The sequence below is a fragment of the Nodularia spumigena CCY9414 genome (assembly GCF_000340565.2).
Taxonomy (GTDB): Bacteria; Cyanobacteriota; Cyanobacteriia; order Cyanobacteriales; family Nostocaceae; genus Nodularia; species Nodularia spumigena.
Genome location: NZ_CP007203.1, coordinates 138,268 through 155,837, shown reverse-complemented (window position 1 = coordinate 155,837; position 17,570 = coordinate 138,268). Strand labels below are relative to the sequence as shown.

Below are 17,570 nucleotides of genomic sequence, written 5' to 3'. Positions count from 1 at the left end.
AAAGGGGGGAAACCGGAAAATCTAGTTCCCTCCCCTTTCGAAGGGGAGGGTTAGGGTGGGGTAATTCGATAACTTGTGTGTATACCGTAGGTCAGGAGAGGGAAAGATTTACCCACAGGGTAAAGCAAGGGTGAGGTTTTTCAAGATTTTGGTGTAACTGTTTTCTTGATAGACTTATAGATTAAATTCTGCGTCGGGTCAAGTTGCACATTATCAACACCGTTTTGTGCAAATATATAGTCTTTGGTTTGCCATAAAGGGATGTAAGGAACATCATCAGCTACTTGTGTTTGGATGTCTGTAAAAATTTGCTGACGCGCTTCCGGGTTTTGCTCTTGGCGTTGTTGAGCAATGAGTTTATTAATGGCTTCGCTATAGTAAAATGAACCCTGATTTTTACTACTTCCATCTTCACAGCCTTGAGCATTCGAGCCTTTTTCACAAGATAAGAATGGCTGGACATAATTATCTGGATCTAAAAAGTCTGGATACCAGTCAACCAAAGCGGCTGGATATATACCCCTAGATATATCTTTAAAGAAAGTAGCACTTTCAACATTACTAATTTCTATTTGCAACATTCCCTCCATTTCTTGAGCAGCCAGAGATTTCAGGGTTTGTGCTGCTAAACTGCGATTAGCTGAACTAGAAGGATACCAAATTTGCACTTTTGCGGGATTTTCGTTGGAGAAACCAGCTTTAGTTAATAATTCTTTAGCTTGAGCAAAGTTAGCATCACCATATTTATCTTTAAATACTGGTTGAGAAACATTGAAAGTGGTGGGAATCATGCTATATAGTGGATCAGCTTGACCAAGTAAAACTCGTTCATTTATTAGTGGACGGTCAATCATGGAGGCGATCGCAGATCGAACTTCTGGCTGATCTAAAGGCTTTTGATTCCGGTTCAATACCATATAACTAACTACACTACCCTCAGCAGTGATTGTTTGCCAATCCCCTTTTTTGGCTCCTGCTTGTAAGCTGCGAATTTGATCAGGTTGTAAGGATAGATAAGCCACATCCACTGTACCTGTACTGAAAGCATTAAACAAATTCACCGGGCTAGTTTGAATCTGCACGTTTACGCCCTGATTAGCTGGTTTTTCTCCCCAATATTTGTCAAATACATCCAATCTCAGGGAATCTGTACCATACTGCGCTAACTTATAAGGGCCAGTCCCCACAAAAGTGTTAGGCTGAAATTTACCCGCCCCAATTTCGTAAGCTGTGGGCGACACTGCACAGGCTCCAGAAAATGCTAACAGTGCGGGAAACGCGGCAAATGGTTTTTTTAACCCGATTGTTAATTCATACTCATCTGTGGCTTTCACTGAAGCCACTGTGTCCGATAATAGGAAAGAGGGTTTACCCTTATTCTCAATAAATCGCTGAATGCTAAACTCCATTGCTTTGGCGTTAAAGGGAGTGTCATCGTGGAATACCACTCCTTGACGCAAAGGGATGGTGTAAGTTAAACCATCAGCACTGACTTGGGGTAATGCTGTCGCCAATTGGGGTTTAATTTCTGTGCTACCTGGTTCATAAGTGTACAGGCGATCGCTCATATTTAACACTAAACTCAAAGAAGCCAACTCATAAGTATCAGCCGGATCGAGGGTTCGAGGTTTGAGTGTTGTACCGACAGTAATTCTACCATCACCCGTACTAGGTGATAAAGTCGTTGTCTGCTGGCGAGGAGCGCAACTCACAACCAAAAGTACACACAGACAAAACAATGATAAAAATTGGGGAATCCCACGCCATCGTCTTGTAGTCAAGGAAAACCTGGTCATAGTATTATTCAGATTTTTTAATTTAGCAGTCAGCTATCATACTATGTTCTGTGGCTATAATACTTAAAAATTGCCGGTGAATTGAGATGCGATCGCCTAACCTGAACAGGGTAGGCGCATCCAATAAGTAATTATCCCTCTTTTATGACTCTGCCAAAATCAAATATTCGGACAAAACCAGAGACAATTCAATATTAATCATTATTTAAATTTAGGGAGTTTAGCAAATTAAATTGTTTCAGTAACTTTGTATTATCATCAGTCAATAATTCTCGCAGATTATCAACTTCGTTCAACAATTTTACCTCACGCGCATATTCGTGTTGTATTATGTCCAAATATCGCTGACCCTGTTCCTCAACTTTGCATTCCTTCAGCATATGAAGTGCCATGTTAATACTAGAAAGAGGATTGCGTAAATCCTGGGAAAGCTGATCTAAGATATTCTCTCTCATCTGAGATAATTGCTGATAAACTTCTAAATTTGTCCCACTTTCTTTTATTTTCTGCTGAATTTTTGCAACTTTATCTTGTTCATTCAGGTACTGCTGTGTTGAAACTGCTTGTCTTTCTAAGCGTGCTTTGACTGCTTGTAAAATTTCACGCGGCTCAAAAGGTTTAGTAATGTAATCGTCTGCTCCCAAATTCATCCCTTGACGCAAATCATCACGCTCTGATTTCGCGGTGAGAAAAATTAATGGAATATTAGCCGTCTGGGGATCATTCCGCAGGTTTTGTAACACTTCCAAACCATCCATCCCTGGCATCATAATGTCACAAATAATTAAATTAGGCAATTTAACCTTGGCTAAATTCAACCCTCTTACACCATCGCTTGAGGTTACGACAGAAAAATCTGCTAGTACCAGAATCTCTTGGATATTTAAACGAATTTGCTCTTCATCTTCAATCACTAAAATCAAAGTCATAAGTCTTCACTCACTCAATAAATATAACTATAGCAATCCGCTTTGATTTTTGAACTTACTTGCGTAGGTGGGGAGTAGGGAGTGGGGAGTAGGGAGTGGGAAATAGCTTTTTGAGTTATTCAGAAATCAAATAGGAGTCCTATATGTAGATGTATTTATATTATTCACAATTTTCGCACATAACTAACAGACTGCAAAGGAATTATCACAGTAAATTTAGTCCCAATACCCTCTTGGCTAACTACAGTAACTTTACCCCCATGTAAATCTACACAGTTTTTTACAATTGTTAGTCCTAAACCTGTCCCAGAAATGGAACCAACATTAGTAGCACGATGAAATGCTTCAAATAATTGGGTCTTATCCGCTTGCGGAATGCCAATTCCTTGGTCTTCAATACTAAAAATAATGCTTTGTTCTGTAATCTGCAAATCAAACTTGACTGAACTATTATGTTGTGAGTACTTAACTGCATTGGACAGTAAGTTAATTAAAATTTGTCGTAGCAGTTTTTTATCAACCAGGGCAATTACTTCAGTTTTGGTATTACTAGAAAAAATAATCGTGTTATTTTGCGTACTAAGTTGCATTTCTGAAGTTAGCTTTTGGCAAAATTCAACTAAATCCAACGGCTTAGGCTCAAAAGCTAATTTACCTGCCTCTGCTTTACTAATTAGTAATATCTCATCTAACAACTGTGTTGTATGTTTAACATACGTGATAATACATTCTAAATGTTTTTGTTTCTTTTCTTCGTCTAATTTCTGACTAAATTCTTTCAAAATCCCGGCTGAAGAAGAAATTACTGCTAAAGGGGTGCGAAATTCGTGGGAAGTCATTGAGATAAAACGAGATTTGAGTTGATTGAGTTCCTTCTCTCGCTCTAAGATCTTGTAGATTTCTTGTTGAGCTAGTTTGCGTTTGGAGATGTCACGGCAAACACAAATCAATTCTCCATCGTTAGTCATTGTTAGTGATATCTCTTCATCAAAGGTGCTACCATCACGTCGCTGGGCTATTGCTTCACCTCCCCAATGACCTTTTTCTATCAAAATGGGAAAAACATCACGTTCAAAACGAGCGATTTCTGCTGGTGTATACAGTTCTCGCCAAGTTTTACCGATTAATTCTTTATCTGTATCATATCCAAATAGTTCGACGTGGGCTTTGTTTAAGTAAAGATATCTATCACCTTGAAGAATAGCGATGCCATCAATAGTAGATTCAATAGCAGCTAACTGTTTTTTCATAGTGTCTTCTGCCTGTTTGCGTTCAGTAATATCAATCCCGGACACTACCAGATAGCTAACCTCTCCAGATTCATCAAAAACTGGTTTGATGGAAAAATCAATTGTAATAAATTTTTCTTCTGTGAACCGTACTGGAATATCGTACCGAATGCTGTTACCTTGTGCTGCTTGGCTAATAGCGGATTGAATTTTATTTTGGATTTTCGCAGAATAAGACCACCAAGAAGTTTGAGCAAACGGTTTACCAATTACACTACTATCTGTCAGGCTAAAAATTTTGAGCCATGCCTCATTGGCTTCGATGATAATACCCTCTGTACTGATTACACCAACAAAACTAAATAGACTATTAAGAATATTATGTAGACGCTGTTGACTATGGCGTAACTCCTGGTCAACTCGCTGGCGCTCTTGAATTTCTAGGAGCAAATTCTGATTACTGTGCTGTAATTCGGCTGTGCGTTCAACTACTCTTATTTCTAATTCTTCATTGAGTTTTTGCAATGCGGCTTCGGCTTGGGTGCGTTCTTTTATTTCCTGTTGTGCTTGTTCATAAAGTTGACACTGTTGAATAGCGATCGCAATTTTGTTAGATAATTTTTGCAGGAACTCAATTTCTGTAGATTCCCAGTGTCTGGCTTGGGAGCATTGATGAGCGCTAATAAGTCCCCAAAGCTGATTATTGTAAACAATAGGTACTACCAGGTTAGCGCGAATTTGCTTTTCTTCTAATAGGCGAACATGACAATCCGCTAGCCCAGAAGTATAAATATCATCAATTGCTCGCACTCTACCATTCGTATAAGGTTCAACCCAAGTAGGCGCAAAGCAACGATCTTGAATCACATCACCCAGTAGGGACATTTGGTTTGGAGCCAGGAACTCAGCAATAATTCTACCACTCCATTCCGCTTCAAATTGGTAGATTATGACCCGATCCGTTTGCAGATACTGTTGAATTTCAGAAACAGCAGTTTGGAGAATAACTTCGATATCAAAATATTGACGAATCCGTTGGGAAAGTACAGCCAAGAGTCGATCTGAATTTGCTTGTGCTATTAATCTTGTGGTACGTTCTTGAACTTTTGTCTCCAGTTCTAAATTTTGCTGGTGCAAAATATCGATTTTTTCCGATTCTAATTGAAAAACTTTTTGCTGTAAAAAATTGACTGTCTCATACAACTCTAATGGGTTAAGAGTATAAAGTACACTGGTTTGGGTGACAATTCCCAACAGTTGGTTGCGATCGCCAACTACAACTAAGCTTCTAACTCGTAGCTTTTGCATTTTTTGATGAGCTTCCCATAATGACTGCTGTGGACGCAGATAAAACAGGGGTGAACTCATAACTACATGAGCTTTGATTTGCACAGGATCTAATTCTAATGCCCGGAATTGAACAATATCTCGTTCTGTAACAATCCCAATAGGTTGAGAATCAAATTCTGTGTCAGATTGGGTAATGACTACGCAACTGACGCAATGCTCGGTCATTAATTGTGCTAAATCTAATATTGATGCAGTGGGAGCAGCTTGAATTACATCTGGAGCCATTACCTCTTCAACACAACGGATTTTTAAGAAATCAGCTACTTGAATTAATTGACGTAACGTTGTGGGAGTAACTAACCCAATCAGATCCCCTTGATCGTCAACAATTGACAAATGGCGAATTTTGTATTGGCGAAACAAATTCAGGACAACGAAAATATTGTGAAATTCTGATTTTTTGAGAGTGACTGGATTTGAAGACATTACCTCTGCGAGCGTTACTTGTTCCAGACTCATCTCCATTGCTGTACAACGGACAATATCTCTTTCGGTAAATGTTCCAATTAACTTTTGATTATCAACCACCAGAACGCAACTGGCTTTTTCAAGATTTAACTTATTAATAGATGGAATCAAACCAGAATTGGCTAGTTGACAACTATCACGCACCTGACTCATTAAGCGAATTGCTTCAACTGCTAGAGTTGTAGCAGTCAGAATTAAAGGAGAAGAAATAATCGCTTCTTCTATATCTATAATTGATGAATTAACAGTTTTCATATTATTGTCTTTCCTTTTTTAGTTTTGCCATCCCAATTGGCAACATCGCCATACTTTGACTTATGGGCTAGTAAAAATTTTTTTAAGTATTGTACTGGTAAAGGACGACTGAAAAAATATCCTTGGATGACAGTACAATCGTTTTGTATTAGCCAATTGAAACATATTATGTTGCTCAGTTGCTGAAATATCAAATATAGGGCTTTGCTGATTTGAAGTACCAATGACACTCATGCGACCAAAAGCAAGTCTGGGAAGCGGTTTTAGCTGTTTCACTGATAAGAAGTTGTAGATTTTTATAGTAGCCATAAAAATGCCGGAAGAACCATATATTTCAGAGTAATTAAGACTAACCCCGTTAATTTTTATGAAATTCTCCCCTCTCCTTAATAAGGAGAGGGGTTGGGGGTGAGGTTATTATTTTATACATCCGCGAATATTTGTGAACCCCTATAGGCAAAAATTAGGAATTTCTCTGACGCACCAGGCGCATTAGACTAAAAATCCAGTAGAGATTTTAGTCTATCGGGGCGTAACCAGTGCTTCCTTTCTACCCGATATGGGGTTAGGATGGCTTTTTTATCCTTCGCTCCTGCTCTGGGAACCAGCTAAACAGGGGAAGCAAACGATTAAATAAAAAATTTTTGCCTTTTGATTTCTGTCTAACCAGAAGCATCTTTAGATCAGTAAAAGACATACGTAAGAGAAAATCTGACGGCGATTAATATATATACGATACAGAAATTCTATGCGATCGCATAGAATTACACGCTTGCAAAGCAGTGCATAATATAGTTACACTTTTTAAAACATTCTCATTTTTGCTTGGCAATGATAGACGCTTAAAAGGTGGCTGACTCAAGGGTAGTATTTCCCCATGTCCAAACGTCTTACAGGCGTTTGTCAGGTTCCCACAGAACCAGAGAGGAATTTTCCATGAGAAAATCTCTCGGCAGTTACACAGGCGATCGCTACCCTATAAAGTAAAACTACCCAGCGTCTAAAAATATTGCCAAACTAGCCACATAGTCTGATTTATCAAGACGAATTTGTGGTTAAATTCAAAATGCTGGCAATAAAAAAAACTCAGAGACTTTACTGACAGGAGTAAAGCAGCGCAGTAGGAGGATTAACCCCACCGCAGCAACTGTTCCCTCCCTCAGCATCTCAGTAATAAAATTGCTTTGTAAACATAATTCATTCATCGAGGAGGCGCGTAGTCGATGGGACTACCCTGGTACCGAGTACACACAGTCGTTCTGAATGATCCAGGTCGGTTGATTTCTGTACACTTGATGCACACAGCCTTAGTAGCAGGCTGGGCTGGTTCAATGGCACTGTATGAACTGGCTATTTATGACCCCAGTGATCCGGTTCTTAACCCCATGTGGCGGCAAGGAATGTTCGTCCTGCCCTTCATGTCACGTTTAGGTGTCACCGAATCCTGGGGTGGCTGGAGCGTCGTGACTGGTAACGCCGCAAGCGACCCTGGTTTCTGGTCATTTGAAGGTGTAGCCGTTGCTCACATCGTGCTTTCTGGTTTATTATTCCTAGCTGCTGTATGGCACTGGGTTTACTGGGATTTGGAACTCTTTAGAGACCCTCGTACCGGTGAACCTGCTCTAGACTTGCCAAAAATGTTTGGCATTCACCTGTTCTTATCTGGTTTACTTTGTTTTGGGTTTGGTGCTTTTCACCTCACCGGACTATTTGGCCCCGGTATGTGGGTCTCTGATGCCTATGGAGTCACTGGTAGCATCCAAGCAGTAGCACCAGAATGGGGACCGGCTGGGTTCGACCCATTTAATCCTGGTGGCGTTGTTGCTCACCATATCGCAGCAGGCGTTGTTGGCATTATTGCTGGTTTATTCCACCTCACAGTAAGACCCCCCGAACGGCTATACAAAGCCCTGCGGATGGGGAACATTGAAACCGTACTTTCTAGCAGTATTGCTGCGGTATTCTTCGCAGCCTTCATTGTTGCTGGTACGATGTGGTACGGTAACGCTACCACCCCGATTGAACTATTTGGCCCCACTCGTTATCAGTGGGATCAAAACTACTTCACTCAGGAAATTGAGCGTCGCGTCCAAACTAGCATGGCTGACGGTGCAACCCGTTCAGAAGCTTGGGCAGCAATTCCCGAAAAACTGGCTTTCTATGATTATGTCGGCAATAGCCCCGCTAAAGGTGGTTTATTCCGTACTGGTCCAATGGTTCAGGGTGATGGAATCGCCCAATCTTGGCAAGGTCACGCAGTATTCACAGATGCTAAGGGTAGAGAATTGACCGTGCGTCGTCTCCCCAACTTCTTTGAAACCTTCCCAGTTATCTTGACCGATGCTGATGGAGTTATCCGCGCTGATATTCCTTTCCGTCGGGCAGAATCTAAGTACAGTTTTGAACAAACTGGTGTCACAGTCAGCTTCTATGGCGGTGATCTCAATGGTCAAACCTTTACAGATCCAGCTGATGTGAAGAAGTTTGCCCGTAAGGCTCAAGGTGGCGAAATCTTTGATTTTGACCGTGAAACCTTGAACTCTGACGGTGTATTCCGCACTAGCCCCAGAGGTTGGTTTACCTTTGGACACGCTGTGTTTGCTCTGCTATTCTTCTTTGGTCACTTGTGGCACGGTTCTCGGACAATTTACCGAGACGTTTTTGCTGGTGTTGAAGCGGATCTTGAAGAGCAAGTTGAATGGGGTCTATTCCAGAAAGTGGGTGACAAATCTACCCGCCGGAAGGAAGCTCTCTAATTTTTGGGGACTAGGGATTGGGGAATACTTTTGTAATTACCCAATCCCCAACACCTAATCTCATAGACTGATAAAGTATCATTACTGGCTCGTTACGCAGGAGCTTTTAATATGGAAAGCGTTGCATATATCTTGATTTTTGCTCTGGCCATAGGTGTTCTTTTCTTTGCGATCGCATTTCGCGAACCCCCCCGCATTCAAAAGAAAGAAGAAGAATAGATTGCTCTTAGCAGAGATTTAAGGGCATCTAAACCTGTTATCCGCTGTTACCAATGGTGGTAGCGGCGGATATTTACATTTTGTCAATACCTTTGAAGGGTGAAATTCCCAAAAATATAGCAACCGCCAAGGACGTTAGGACATACACTGATCATAAAAGTTAGACACCGAAAGGTTTTTACCCTACTCCCCAGCTATAACTGATGAATAAATAAAAAGTTCCTAGAATATGTGATACAATATTCTATCTGGAAGTTAATATGTGTTAATACTAGCTTTTCTGCGCTAGGATAAAAAAAAGATGTAGGTGTCCCTCCCGCCTAGTGCCTTCGCATATACATCACGCCTATGCCACAACCCTTACGGAGACTAGAACCAGGAACAAATTAGCATGGTCAATCAGAACTTAACCGCTACAGAAATTGGATTCACTCACGAAGATTTCGCTGCTCTACTTGACAAGTATGATTATCACTTTAGCCCTGGGGATATTGTACCAGGAACAGTTTTCAGTATAGAGCCGCGCGGCGCTCTGATTGACATAGGGGCTAAAACAGCAGCCTACATCCCCATACAAGAAATGTCTATTAACCGGGTCGATGCCCCGGAAGAAGTTTTACAATCAAACGAAACCAGAGAATTTTTCATCCTGACTGATGAAAACGAAGATGGTCAGCTCACCCTTTCCATTCGTCGCATTGAATATATGCGGGCTTGGGAACGTGTGCGGCAGTTACAAGCAGAAGATGCTACTGTTCGTTCCGGTGTGTTTGCTACTAACCGTGGTGGTGCATTAGTACGCATTGAAGGATTACGCGGCTTCATCCCCGGTTCTCACATCAGCACCCGCAAACCGAAGGAAGAATTGGTAGGCGAAGAACTACCATTGAAATTCTTAGAAGTAGATGAAGAACGCAACCGCCTAGTTCTATCCCACCGTCGAGCGCTAGTTGAGCGGAAGATGAACCGCCTAGAAGTGGGAGAAGTGGTAATTGGTACAGTTCGTGGTATTAAACCATACGGTGCTTTTATAGATATTGGTGGTGTGAGCGGACTCCTGCACATTTCAGAAATTTCTCACGAGCATATTGATACACCTCACAGCGTGTTCAATGTCAATGACGAAGTTAAAGTCATGATCATTGATTTGGACGCAGAAAGGGGTCGGATTTCCTTGTCTACCAAGCAGTTGGAACCCGAACCCGGTGATATGATTAAGAACCGTGATTTGGTTTATGATAAAGCTGAAGAAATGGCAGCTAAGTATCGTGAACAGATGCTAGCTAAACAGCAAGGTATTACTGCTGCGCCTGCGGAAGCTGAAGAGGTTGTGGGTGCTGAAGAAGCCGTAGAAGCGACAACTGAAGAAGAAATCCCAGCAGCAACGGAAACTCAAGAAGAAGTATCGGCTGTAGCTGCTACTGAAGAAGAAACTCCAGCCGCAAGCGAAGAAGTATCGGCTGTAGCTGCTACTGAAGAAGAAGTTCCAGCAGCAACCGAGTCTGAAGAAGAGATTCCAGCGACTGTTGAACAGGAAGGTTGAGCCAAGTCTTGATTTAAACTCTGTTATGGATAGGGTAATGCTTCGCTACATTTAATAACAGCGACTGACAAGCCTTAAATGAACGCTAATAAGCTTGTAGTTATTAAACTATTAATTAAAGAGGGAACACCCCTCTTTTTTTGTGATGAATTGAATAAATAGGGTGAAATATTTTGGTAACTATTAAATGTAGAAACATCAGCTTTTCTAATATCCAGGCAATTTTTTTTGATAAAAATGGTACATTAGAAGACTCAGAAGCGTATTTGCGATCGCTTGGACAAAGAAGCGCGCGCATGATAGACGCTCAAATTCCCGGAATTGGCGAACCCTTATTAATGGCCTTTGGCATCAATAGCGATACCCTAGACCCAGCAGGATTAATATCCGTAGCTAGTCGCCGTGAAACCGAAATTGCCGCAGCTGCATATATTGCCGAAACTGGGAAAGGATGGTTTGAATCTTTAAAAATAGCTCGAAAATCCTTAGACGAAGCTGAAAAATATCTGGGTACAACTCCTGCGCCACTATTTCCAGGTACTTTGGATCTGTTAAAGTCCTTGTCAGCAGCCGGAATAAAACTCGGTATAATTTCCGCAGCAACCACAGCCGAAGTTAGTAATTTTGTCACACAACACGAGTTAACTGATTACATCCAGCTACAAAAAGGAGTGGATGACGGCCCCAGTAAACCAGATCCAATATTGTTTTTACAGGCTTGTGCAGCTTTGGGTGTAGAACCAGGTAATACATTGATGGTAGGAGATGCTGTTGGTGATATGCAAATGGCACGTAATGCTAAAGCCGCAGGTTGTATTGGTATCACCTGGGTAGGTAAATCAGATCATGTCCAAGGCGCGGATGTAGTGATTAATCAACTAGATGAAATAGTCATTAGTCATTAGTCATTGGTCATTGGTCATTGGTCATTGGTCATTGGTCATTGGTCATTGGTCATTGGTCATTGGTCATTGGTCATTGGTCATTGGTCATTGGTCATTGGTCATTGGTTGTTTGGGGTGCATAGTCGGGTAGTTAATACCATATTTTTATTAAAATGTCAAGCTTAAATGCTAGGATATGAATACCCGCAATTTTCACATTTGCTAGACAAGCCATGCAAAACACAGAAACAACCTTACCGCTTCGCCTGTGGACGGTTGAAGAATACCATCGGATGGCTGAGGCTGGGATTTTTGGTGTAGACGAGCGAGTGGAACTTCTAGAAGGAAAAATTATCTGGAAGATTGCTAAAGGAACAGCCCATCGGTCAGCAGTGGGGAGAACAGATAAGTTGCTGCAAAATCGTTTAGGAAATCGCGCCTGGATATCTATCCAAGACCCAATCAAGTTAAATGAACGCTCTGAACCAGAACCGGATATTGCTGTTGTTAAAGTCGATCCTTTAGACTACGCAGACCACCACCCGACACCATCTGAAGTTTATCTGATTATTGAGGTAGCAAACAGCAGTTTGATACTAGACTGCGAGACTAAAGCAAAAGCTTACTCCCAAGCCGGAATTACAGATTATTGGGTGCTAGATGTGATTAGCCGTCAATTGCACATTTTTCGGGAACCGACTCAGGAAGGCTATGAAAATAAAGTAATTTTGGCAGAAAATGCGACTATTTCACCGTTGGCGTTTCCTGATTTGCAAATTGTGGTTTTAGAAATGCTACCACCAGTCAGGTAATATTTTCGCTCAATTCTAGGATGGTTTAGCAAAAATTGTTAGCAAAACTGGTCCTAGTAAATAATGATGACTCAAACACAATAATCCAGCCGATGAGCCGAAAAGTTCACGTTGTTGAGGGCTATAGAGTCTAATACCACGAGGAGAAATCGGTAAAACTTGCGGTGCTGTATCTTTTTTGGTAGTGATGTCAACTAAGTAGAAGCGCCCGCCAGGTGAAAGTACCCGTGCTACTTCACTCAGCACTTGTTGAGGTTCCAAATAGTGTAAGAAGCTGATAGTACTAAAGACAGCATCAAACTGACCTTCACCAAACGGCAGAGACTCCGCTTTACCTTCAATATAAATTAAACGTGGATGGTGGCGATCGCTCTGTCTGGCTATTCGCAACATATTAGATGATAAATCTAATCCAGTGCCACGTACATCAGGAAATTCAGTTGCCAAGCGGTCAAGTAGTCGTCCAGTACCACAGCCCATATCAAGTATATTGGCTCCTTCGGCTAAATCCACATACTCCAACAACCGCTTGTGAATAGCTTGATAAATGACTGAAGGAAAAAGCCAATCATAGCTAAATGCCCATTGGTCAAAAAGCAGCTTTTTGTTACTGAGAAAGTTAAAAGTCATAAATCAACATTCCTTGTGGTCTGGGTCAAGCTTAAAGGGTAGATTTCACCCTTTACTGTCCATTTGAACAGCTTTTTTACATTCCGGCAATGTGTAAATTAAATCCCCTCTACGAGCCATTCGCAAGTCTGCGTTTCAAAGCGCTTTGTTATCTCGCTGATGAATGAGCTAAAGTTGGCTGGTATTTTGCTCAGTAGCTATCGGTAATTACAGGCTTACGGTTGTTACTTGCTTAAATCTATACTAAGCTAAGTCAACTCAACTGAGATTCAGGCTATTTATTGGTCTGATTTAATTACCCTGCTCAAATCCTGAATATCATCTATGACGCACATCTTGCTAGTTGAAGATGAAGTCAAACTAGCGCGATTTATCGAATTGGAACTAAGTTATGAAGGCTATCAAGTTAGTGTGGCCTACGATGGACTAACTGCGCTCACCGCAGCCAGAGAGTTAGATATAGACTTAGTAATTTTAGATTGGATGCTGCCTGGTTTGTCGGGCTTGGAGATTTGTCGCCGCCTGCGAAGTACAGGGGATCAAGTGCCAGTAATTTTATTAACGGCTAAAGATGAAGTCAGCGATGGGCATCGCGTTGCCGGTTTAGATGCTGGTGCTGATGACTACGTGGTTAAACCCTTTAGCGTTGAAGAATTATTAGCCAGAGTCCGCGCCCACCTGCGAAGAAATCAGGACGCAGACGCAGGAGATATTTTACAATTTGAAGACCTGAGTTTAAATCGCCGCACACGAGAAGTATTCCGGGGACAGAGGTTAATTGATTTAACTGCCAAAGAATTTGATTTACTAGAATATTTACTCACCCATCCGCGACAGGTAATTACACGCGATCGCATTTTAGAACAAGTTTGGGATTATGACTTCATAGGTGATTCCAACATCATTGAAGTTTACATCCGCTACTTGCGCCTGAAACTCGAAACCAATAACGAAAAGCGCCTCATTCAAACTGTGCGTGGTGTCGGCTACGTTTTGCGTGAGTGAACCATCTCTAAATCCGCTACACTTTGGGCAGGGCTTTGAGATTCCCATAATTAAGTTTTGGGACTTTTCTCTGCCCAACTATCTGAGTTTACCACCAATAAATCTGTACTTATTGGAGATAGGACTTACGCAAAAAACCTCCCAACCTCTCATGACTCTGTGTACTCTGCGTCCTCTGTGGTTCGTTTTTCCCTTCTTTGTGCGTAAGTCCTGGGAGATTTTGGGAATTATCCTGATCTGAGCAAAAACTCATTTAAATAATGGTTAGTTGTATGAGGATGCAGAAACTGGAATCTACAAGACCAAATACTAGACTAAGACCATATTAACGCCCCAAAAATGTTAATAATCAGTTTATTTTTAGCTACGCTTTTTTTAGCTTATTCAAATGGAGCAAACGACAACTTTAAAGGTGTAGCAACACTGTTTGGTAGCAGGCAAACCAGTTATCAAACAGCAATTTTATGGGGAAGTTTGACAACTTTTGCTGGTGCAGTAGCCTCAGTTTTCTGGGCTAGTAAATTGGTAGAAAAATTTACTGCTCAAGGTATATTTCCCGATGCGATCGCTAATGCACCAGAAATTCATTTAGCAGTAGCCATTACCACTGGTTTAACCGTCCTAGTTGCCGCCCTGACAGGATTTCCCATTTCCACAACTCACAGTATTACAGGTGCGCTACTTGGTGCTGGATTAGTAGCTATTGGACTCAAAGTGAATTTTGCAGCTTTAGAAAGCTTATTTATTTTACCGCTATTGTTAAGCCCTATTATTGCAATTTGTTTGGCAGCAGTAACTCATAAATTAGTTCAATATATCAACTCTAAATTGAATATACAAGCCAACCCAAGAATAATTGATACTTGCCACTTGATCAGTTCAGGCATTATCAGTTTTAGTAGAGGTTTCAATGATACACCTAAGTTTGTTTCAATCATTTTAATTATTGATTATTTTTCAGTGCAGGGAGGAATGCTGACAATAGCAATGGCCATGGGACTAGGTGGTTTACTCAACTCCCAACAAATCGCACAAACCATGAGTCAAAAAATTACCACCATGAATCATACACAGGGGTTATCTGCAAATATGGTAACTGGAATTTTGGTCATTGCGGCTAATCATTTTGGGCTTCCTGTTTCCATGACTCAAGTTTCAGTTAGTTCTATTTTTGGGGTAGGGCTGATTGACAACCAAGCGAAGACCCGTGTTTTTTATCAGATTTTATTTTCGTGGATTTTAACTTTACCTATTTCCACAATTATTAGTGGCATCATTTATAGATTATTACAATGATAGAAAAAGCAATTTGTGATTAATGACTGCAATTTGGCGAGCTTCAGTTTCCAGGTACTCAGAACTATGGTGAATCCCTGACAATTGCTAAATTGCTATAAATTGGCAGTTTCAACTGAAATTGATACTCGCCTGTCTAACTATACTGACCTGTGGGGAGATGCTTGAGGCGGCTGCCTTAACTACAAGCAATGCTAGCGTAATTGCATAAAAAAAAATTCCGTTACCAAAATTGTTACGAGTGTTCTGCCACTTTGGCATTACTTTATGATGGAACTTAGTTAAGCTCCTCACACTACACCAAAAGCCATGCAACATCATGTTGTATGGCTTTTTATTTTTCACGCCCACCTACGGACACTATAGGATGTCTAAATTCTGTCTTGGTGCGGAGAAGTCACGACTAGACAAACAAAACCTGCAAAAGCAGGTTATTTTGGATTAAGCTGTGTAAGCAGGCAATTGGATAACTAAAATAACCCGGATTAAGTTAGAATTTCAATGCCAACTCAGTTATTTAGGTTAATTTTGAATTTTCACACAGCTTCTACTGGCGTGACAAGCTTAAAATGATGCATTATGTTTCTCTTGTGGAACAGGCATCTTGCCTGTTCTTGGGGGACCAGTAGCCCACCCCACAATATTTATTATGCACAAAATTAGCTGTGTCACGCCACTACTGTGTTTTAGGATATTTGAGAAAATTTCGTTTAATTAAATCAATACTAAACTAGCCTTGACATCCTGGTTTTTTGATCCTTACCACCAAGAGCCATTGATATCTGCCGCAGAACAGGCTTCTTGGCAATTCCAAATTCGTGCGGCTACACCTGATGATTTGAATGGTATTGCCCAAATTATTGCCGAAAGCTTTCACGCAAATGATGGTTTCTGGGGATGGGCTTTTCCGCTACTACGTTTGGGTATTTACGAAGACCTCAAACATCGCTTGTCATCACCTGCACCCCATCATGTTTGTTTGGTTGCTATTGACACCAGTGCTGCTTCCACTCATAACTTAGTCGGAACTGTAGAATTGGGTGTGCGTTTCAATGATTCTTGGGTACAGACGGGCAGGAGTTTTCCTTATCTGTCTAATTTAGCTGTTCACCCCAAATACCGTAGGCATGGTGTTGCTTCAGGGCTATTGATTAGCTGTGAAAAATTCTCTCATCAGTGGGGATTTCAAGATTTATACCTCCATGTTTTGGAAAATAACCATCAGGCACGGCAACTTTATTTTAAGCTGGGATATAAGGCGCATAATTTAGAATCTCATTGGAATAGATTTTTCCTCAGACGCTCTCGGCAAATATTGTTGCATAAACATCTGAGCATTTAAGTTGATGAAATTATCTAAATTTTATGTGAAGAAGAAAAGTTGATCATTTTGAGCTATCAAAAGATTCACTCTTGTATTTTGATTTCAATAAAAAATCACTGAACTATGTGCATTCTAATTAGACATGATATGTTATGTAAATTTGAGGGGTTAGATCAAGAGTAAGTGCTTTAAAAAATAAAAGATAGACTATAATAGAACAGCCATAGAATTACGCTTCATAAAATTTCAACACCTCATACTATCTTTATATTTAGTAATTCATCTTTATAAAAAATTTAAAAATATGAGCTATTTTTCGTCCACAAATTCTACTAAATCTTCTAGAATATTCTTAATTATTTACTAATCCAATTCTGTTTTTTTATATCTAAGTTAAATCAAGCAGTCAGCTTTTGTTATCAAGAAGTTTTAAATAAACATCAAAAATCTGATTTTATTTCACCCAAGTTACTGCTAAAAGTACATAACACTACCACTTATCTGCAAGCTCAAGAACACATGGATAGCGAAAGCTACCGACGCTATCAAGCTGCTATGGTATCAACCTACTACCCTGACACTATTCTCCTGAACCATCTTTTCATGACAGATGGAATTGAGCAGTCATACGGCTCGGATATCCTCACACTTCTGCAAAGTGGTCAGGTTTTTGTTGTTAATAGTCGTAACCATAATGGTTTAATACTCTTTAAACGCTATCATGCAGAATTTGCTGGGCCGGGTGCAGCAGTTGGCGGGAATTATGATAGTGATTGTGAAAGAGTACTGCCCATAGGTAATTTGTCTTTATTAACTCCCGAAACTTATGAGGAACGTCAGAAGGCTTATTTAATTAGACGACAGTGGATTCGCTTAATCAAGCAAATTACAGAGAACCCGCTTCCTCAGCAGCGAGTCCAGAAAATTTTAGATCAATTTGAACAATACTTTCCACTACCAATGGTGGCTCAAATGCCTGATATTGTCTTTGCCCTTTTAGTAGGGGTGTTGCCACAAACGGTAGGAATAGTACGCCGTTTGGGCAATGAGTTGGATGGAAAGTTTAATTATTGA

General features: G+C 40.7%; 14 protein-coding genes and 1 pseudogene. 11 read left to right on the top strand and 4 right to left on the bottom strand.

Annotated elements, in window-relative coordinates:
• Positions 1–140: 140 nt before the first annotated feature.
• From NSP_RS00720 to NSP_RS00710, 3 genes are all read right to left on the bottom strand, one after another.
• On the bottom strand, positions 141–1,796 hold the full coding sequence (locus NSP_RS00720) for an ABC transporter substrate-binding protein (RefSeq protein WP_006194292.1): 1,656 nt from the start codon (positions 1,794–1,796) through the stop codon (positions 141–143).
• Between the two features lie 194 nt (positions 1,797–1,990).
• Complete coding sequence (locus NSP_RS00715; RefSeq protein WP_006194293.1) at positions 1,991–2,725, bottom strand: ATP-binding response regulator; 735 nt, start codon at positions 2,723–2,725, stop codon at positions 1,991–1,993.
• 164 nt (positions 2,726–2,889) lie between these two features.
• Positions 2,890–6,027, bottom strand: a complete 3,138-nt coding sequence (locus tag NSP_RS00710) for a CBS domain-containing protein (RefSeq protein WP_006194294.1) — start codon at positions 6,025–6,027, stop codon at positions 2,890–2,892.
• Between the two features lie 1,223 nt (positions 6,028–7,250).
• On the opposite strand from NSP_RS00710, the gene psbB reads away from it, so the two are divergent.
• From psbB to NSP_RS00680, 6 genes are all read left to right on the top strand, one after another.
• A complete protein-coding gene (psbB, locus tag NSP_RS00700) occupies positions 7,251–8,783 on the top strand; it encodes a photosystem II chlorophyll-binding protein CP47 (protein ID WP_006194296.1) in 1,533 nt (510 codons plus the stop codon).
• 111 nt (positions 8,784–8,894) lie between these two features.
• The gene (locus NSP_RS00695; protein WP_006194297.1) at positions 8,895–9,002 is read left to right on the top strand and encodes a photosystem II reaction center protein T; all 108 of its coding nucleotides are present in this window, start codon (positions 8,895–8,897) and stop codon (positions 9,000–9,002) included.
• A 391-nt stretch (positions 9,003–9,393) separates the two neighbouring features.
• Positions 9,394–10,545: a 30S ribosomal protein S1 gene (locus NSP_RS00690; RefSeq protein ID WP_006194298.1), complete on the top strand. Its 1,152-nt coding sequence runs from the start codon at positions 9,394–9,396 to the stop codon at positions 10,543–10,545.
• A 173-nt stretch (positions 10,546–10,718) separates the two neighbouring features.
• Complete coding sequence (locus tag NSP_RS00685; RefSeq protein ID WP_006194299.1) at positions 10,719–11,450, top strand: HAD family hydrolase; 732 nt, start codon at positions 10,719–10,721, stop codon at positions 11,448–11,450.
• Positions 11,451–11,453: 3 nt separating this feature from the next.
• A complete protein-coding gene (locus tag NSP_RS26160; protein ID WP_173403243.1) occupies positions 11,454–11,615 on the top strand; it encodes a hypothetical protein in 162 nt (53 codons plus the stop codon).
• A gap of 47 nt (positions 11,616–11,662) precedes the next feature.
• Positions 11,663–12,241, top strand: a complete 579-nt coding sequence (locus NSP_RS00680) for a Uma2 family endonuclease (RefSeq protein ID WP_006194300.1) — start codon at positions 11,663–11,665, stop codon at positions 12,239–12,241.
• A 15-nt stretch (positions 12,242–12,256) separates the two neighbouring features.
• Here the strand turns inward: NSP_RS00680 and NSP_RS00675 are convergent, their stop codons facing one another.
• Positions 12,257–12,871: a class I SAM-dependent methyltransferase gene (locus NSP_RS00675; RefSeq protein WP_006194301.1), complete on the bottom strand. Its 615-nt coding sequence runs from the start codon at positions 12,869–12,871 to the stop codon at positions 12,257–12,259.
• A 56-nt stretch (positions 12,872–12,927) separates the two neighbouring features.
• Here NSP_RS00675 and NSP_RS27310 point away from each other — a divergent pair.
• From NSP_RS27310 to NSP_RS00655, 5 genes and pseudogenes are all read left to right on the top strand, one after another.
• Positions 12,928–13,038 (top strand): annotated as a pseudogene (locus NSP_RS27310) (Mo-dependent nitrogenase C-terminal domain-containing protein); the annotation flags it as partial.
• Positions 13,039–13,195: 157 nt separating this feature from the next.
• Complete coding sequence (locus NSP_RS00670; protein WP_006194302.1) at positions 13,196–13,876, top strand: response regulator transcription factor; 681 nt, start codon at positions 13,196–13,198, stop codon at positions 13,874–13,876.
• Positions 13,877–14,215: 339 nt separating this feature from the next.
• Positions 14,216–15,172 (top strand): inorganic phosphate transporter, encoded by a 957-nt coding sequence (locus NSP_RS00665; protein ID WP_006194303.1) that lies wholly within the window; start codon positions 14,216–14,218, stop codon positions 15,170–15,172.
• Between the two features lie 736 nt (positions 15,173–15,908).
• On the top strand, positions 15,909–16,514 hold the full coding sequence (locus NSP_RS00660; protein ID WP_006194304.1) for a GNAT family N-acetyltransferase: 606 nt from the start codon (positions 15,909–15,911) through the stop codon (positions 16,512–16,514).
• Positions 16,515–17,015: 501 nt separating this feature from the next.
• Positions 17,016–17,570, top strand: a complete 555-nt coding sequence (locus tag NSP_RS00655; RefSeq protein WP_006194305.1) for a hypothetical protein — start codon at positions 17,016–17,018, stop codon at positions 17,568–17,570.

Excerpts from the sequence above, each read along its gene's own strand:
- NSP_RS00720 (WP_006194292.1), bottom strand. The coding sequence starts at position 1,796 with ATGACCAGGTTTTCCTTGACTACAAGACGATGGCGTGGGATTCCCCAA.
- NSP_RS00680 (WP_006194300.1), top strand. The coding sequence starts at position 11,663 with ATGCAAAACACAGAAACAACCTTACCGCTTCGCCTGTGGACGGTTGAA.
- NSP_RS00665 (WP_006194303.1), top strand. The coding sequence starts at position 14,216 with ATGTTAATAATCAGTTTATTTTTAGCTACGCTTTTTTTAGCTTATTCA.
- NSP_RS00695 (WP_006194297.1), top strand. The coding sequence starts at position 8,895 with ATGGAAAGCGTTGCATATATCTTGATTTTTGCTCTGGCCATAGGTGTT.
- NSP_RS00710 (WP_006194294.1), bottom strand. The coding sequence starts at position 6,027 with ATGAAAACTGTTAATTCATCAATTATAGATATAGAAGAAGCGATTATT.
- NSP_RS00655 (WP_006194305.1), top strand. The coding sequence starts at position 17,016 with ATGGATAGCGAAAGCTACCGACGCTATCAAGCTGCTATGGTATCAACC.
- psbB (WP_006194296.1), top strand. The coding sequence starts at position 7,251 with ATGGGACTACCCTGGTACCGAGTACACACAGTCGTTCTGAATGATCCA.
- NSP_RS00675 (WP_006194301.1), bottom strand. The coding sequence starts at position 12,871 with ATGACTTTTAACTTTCTCAGTAACAAAAAGCTGCTTTTTGACCAATGG.
- NSP_RS00670 (WP_006194302.1), top strand. The coding sequence starts at position 13,196 with ATGACGCACATCTTGCTAGTTGAAGATGAAGTCAAACTAGCGCGATTT.
- NSP_RS00715 (WP_006194293.1), bottom strand. The coding sequence starts at position 2,725 with ATGACTTTGATTTTAGTGATTGAAGATGAAGAGCAAATTCGTTTAAAT.
- NSP_RS00690 (WP_006194298.1), top strand. The coding sequence starts at position 9,394 with ATGGTCAATCAGAACTTAACCGCTACAGAAATTGGATTCACTCACGAA.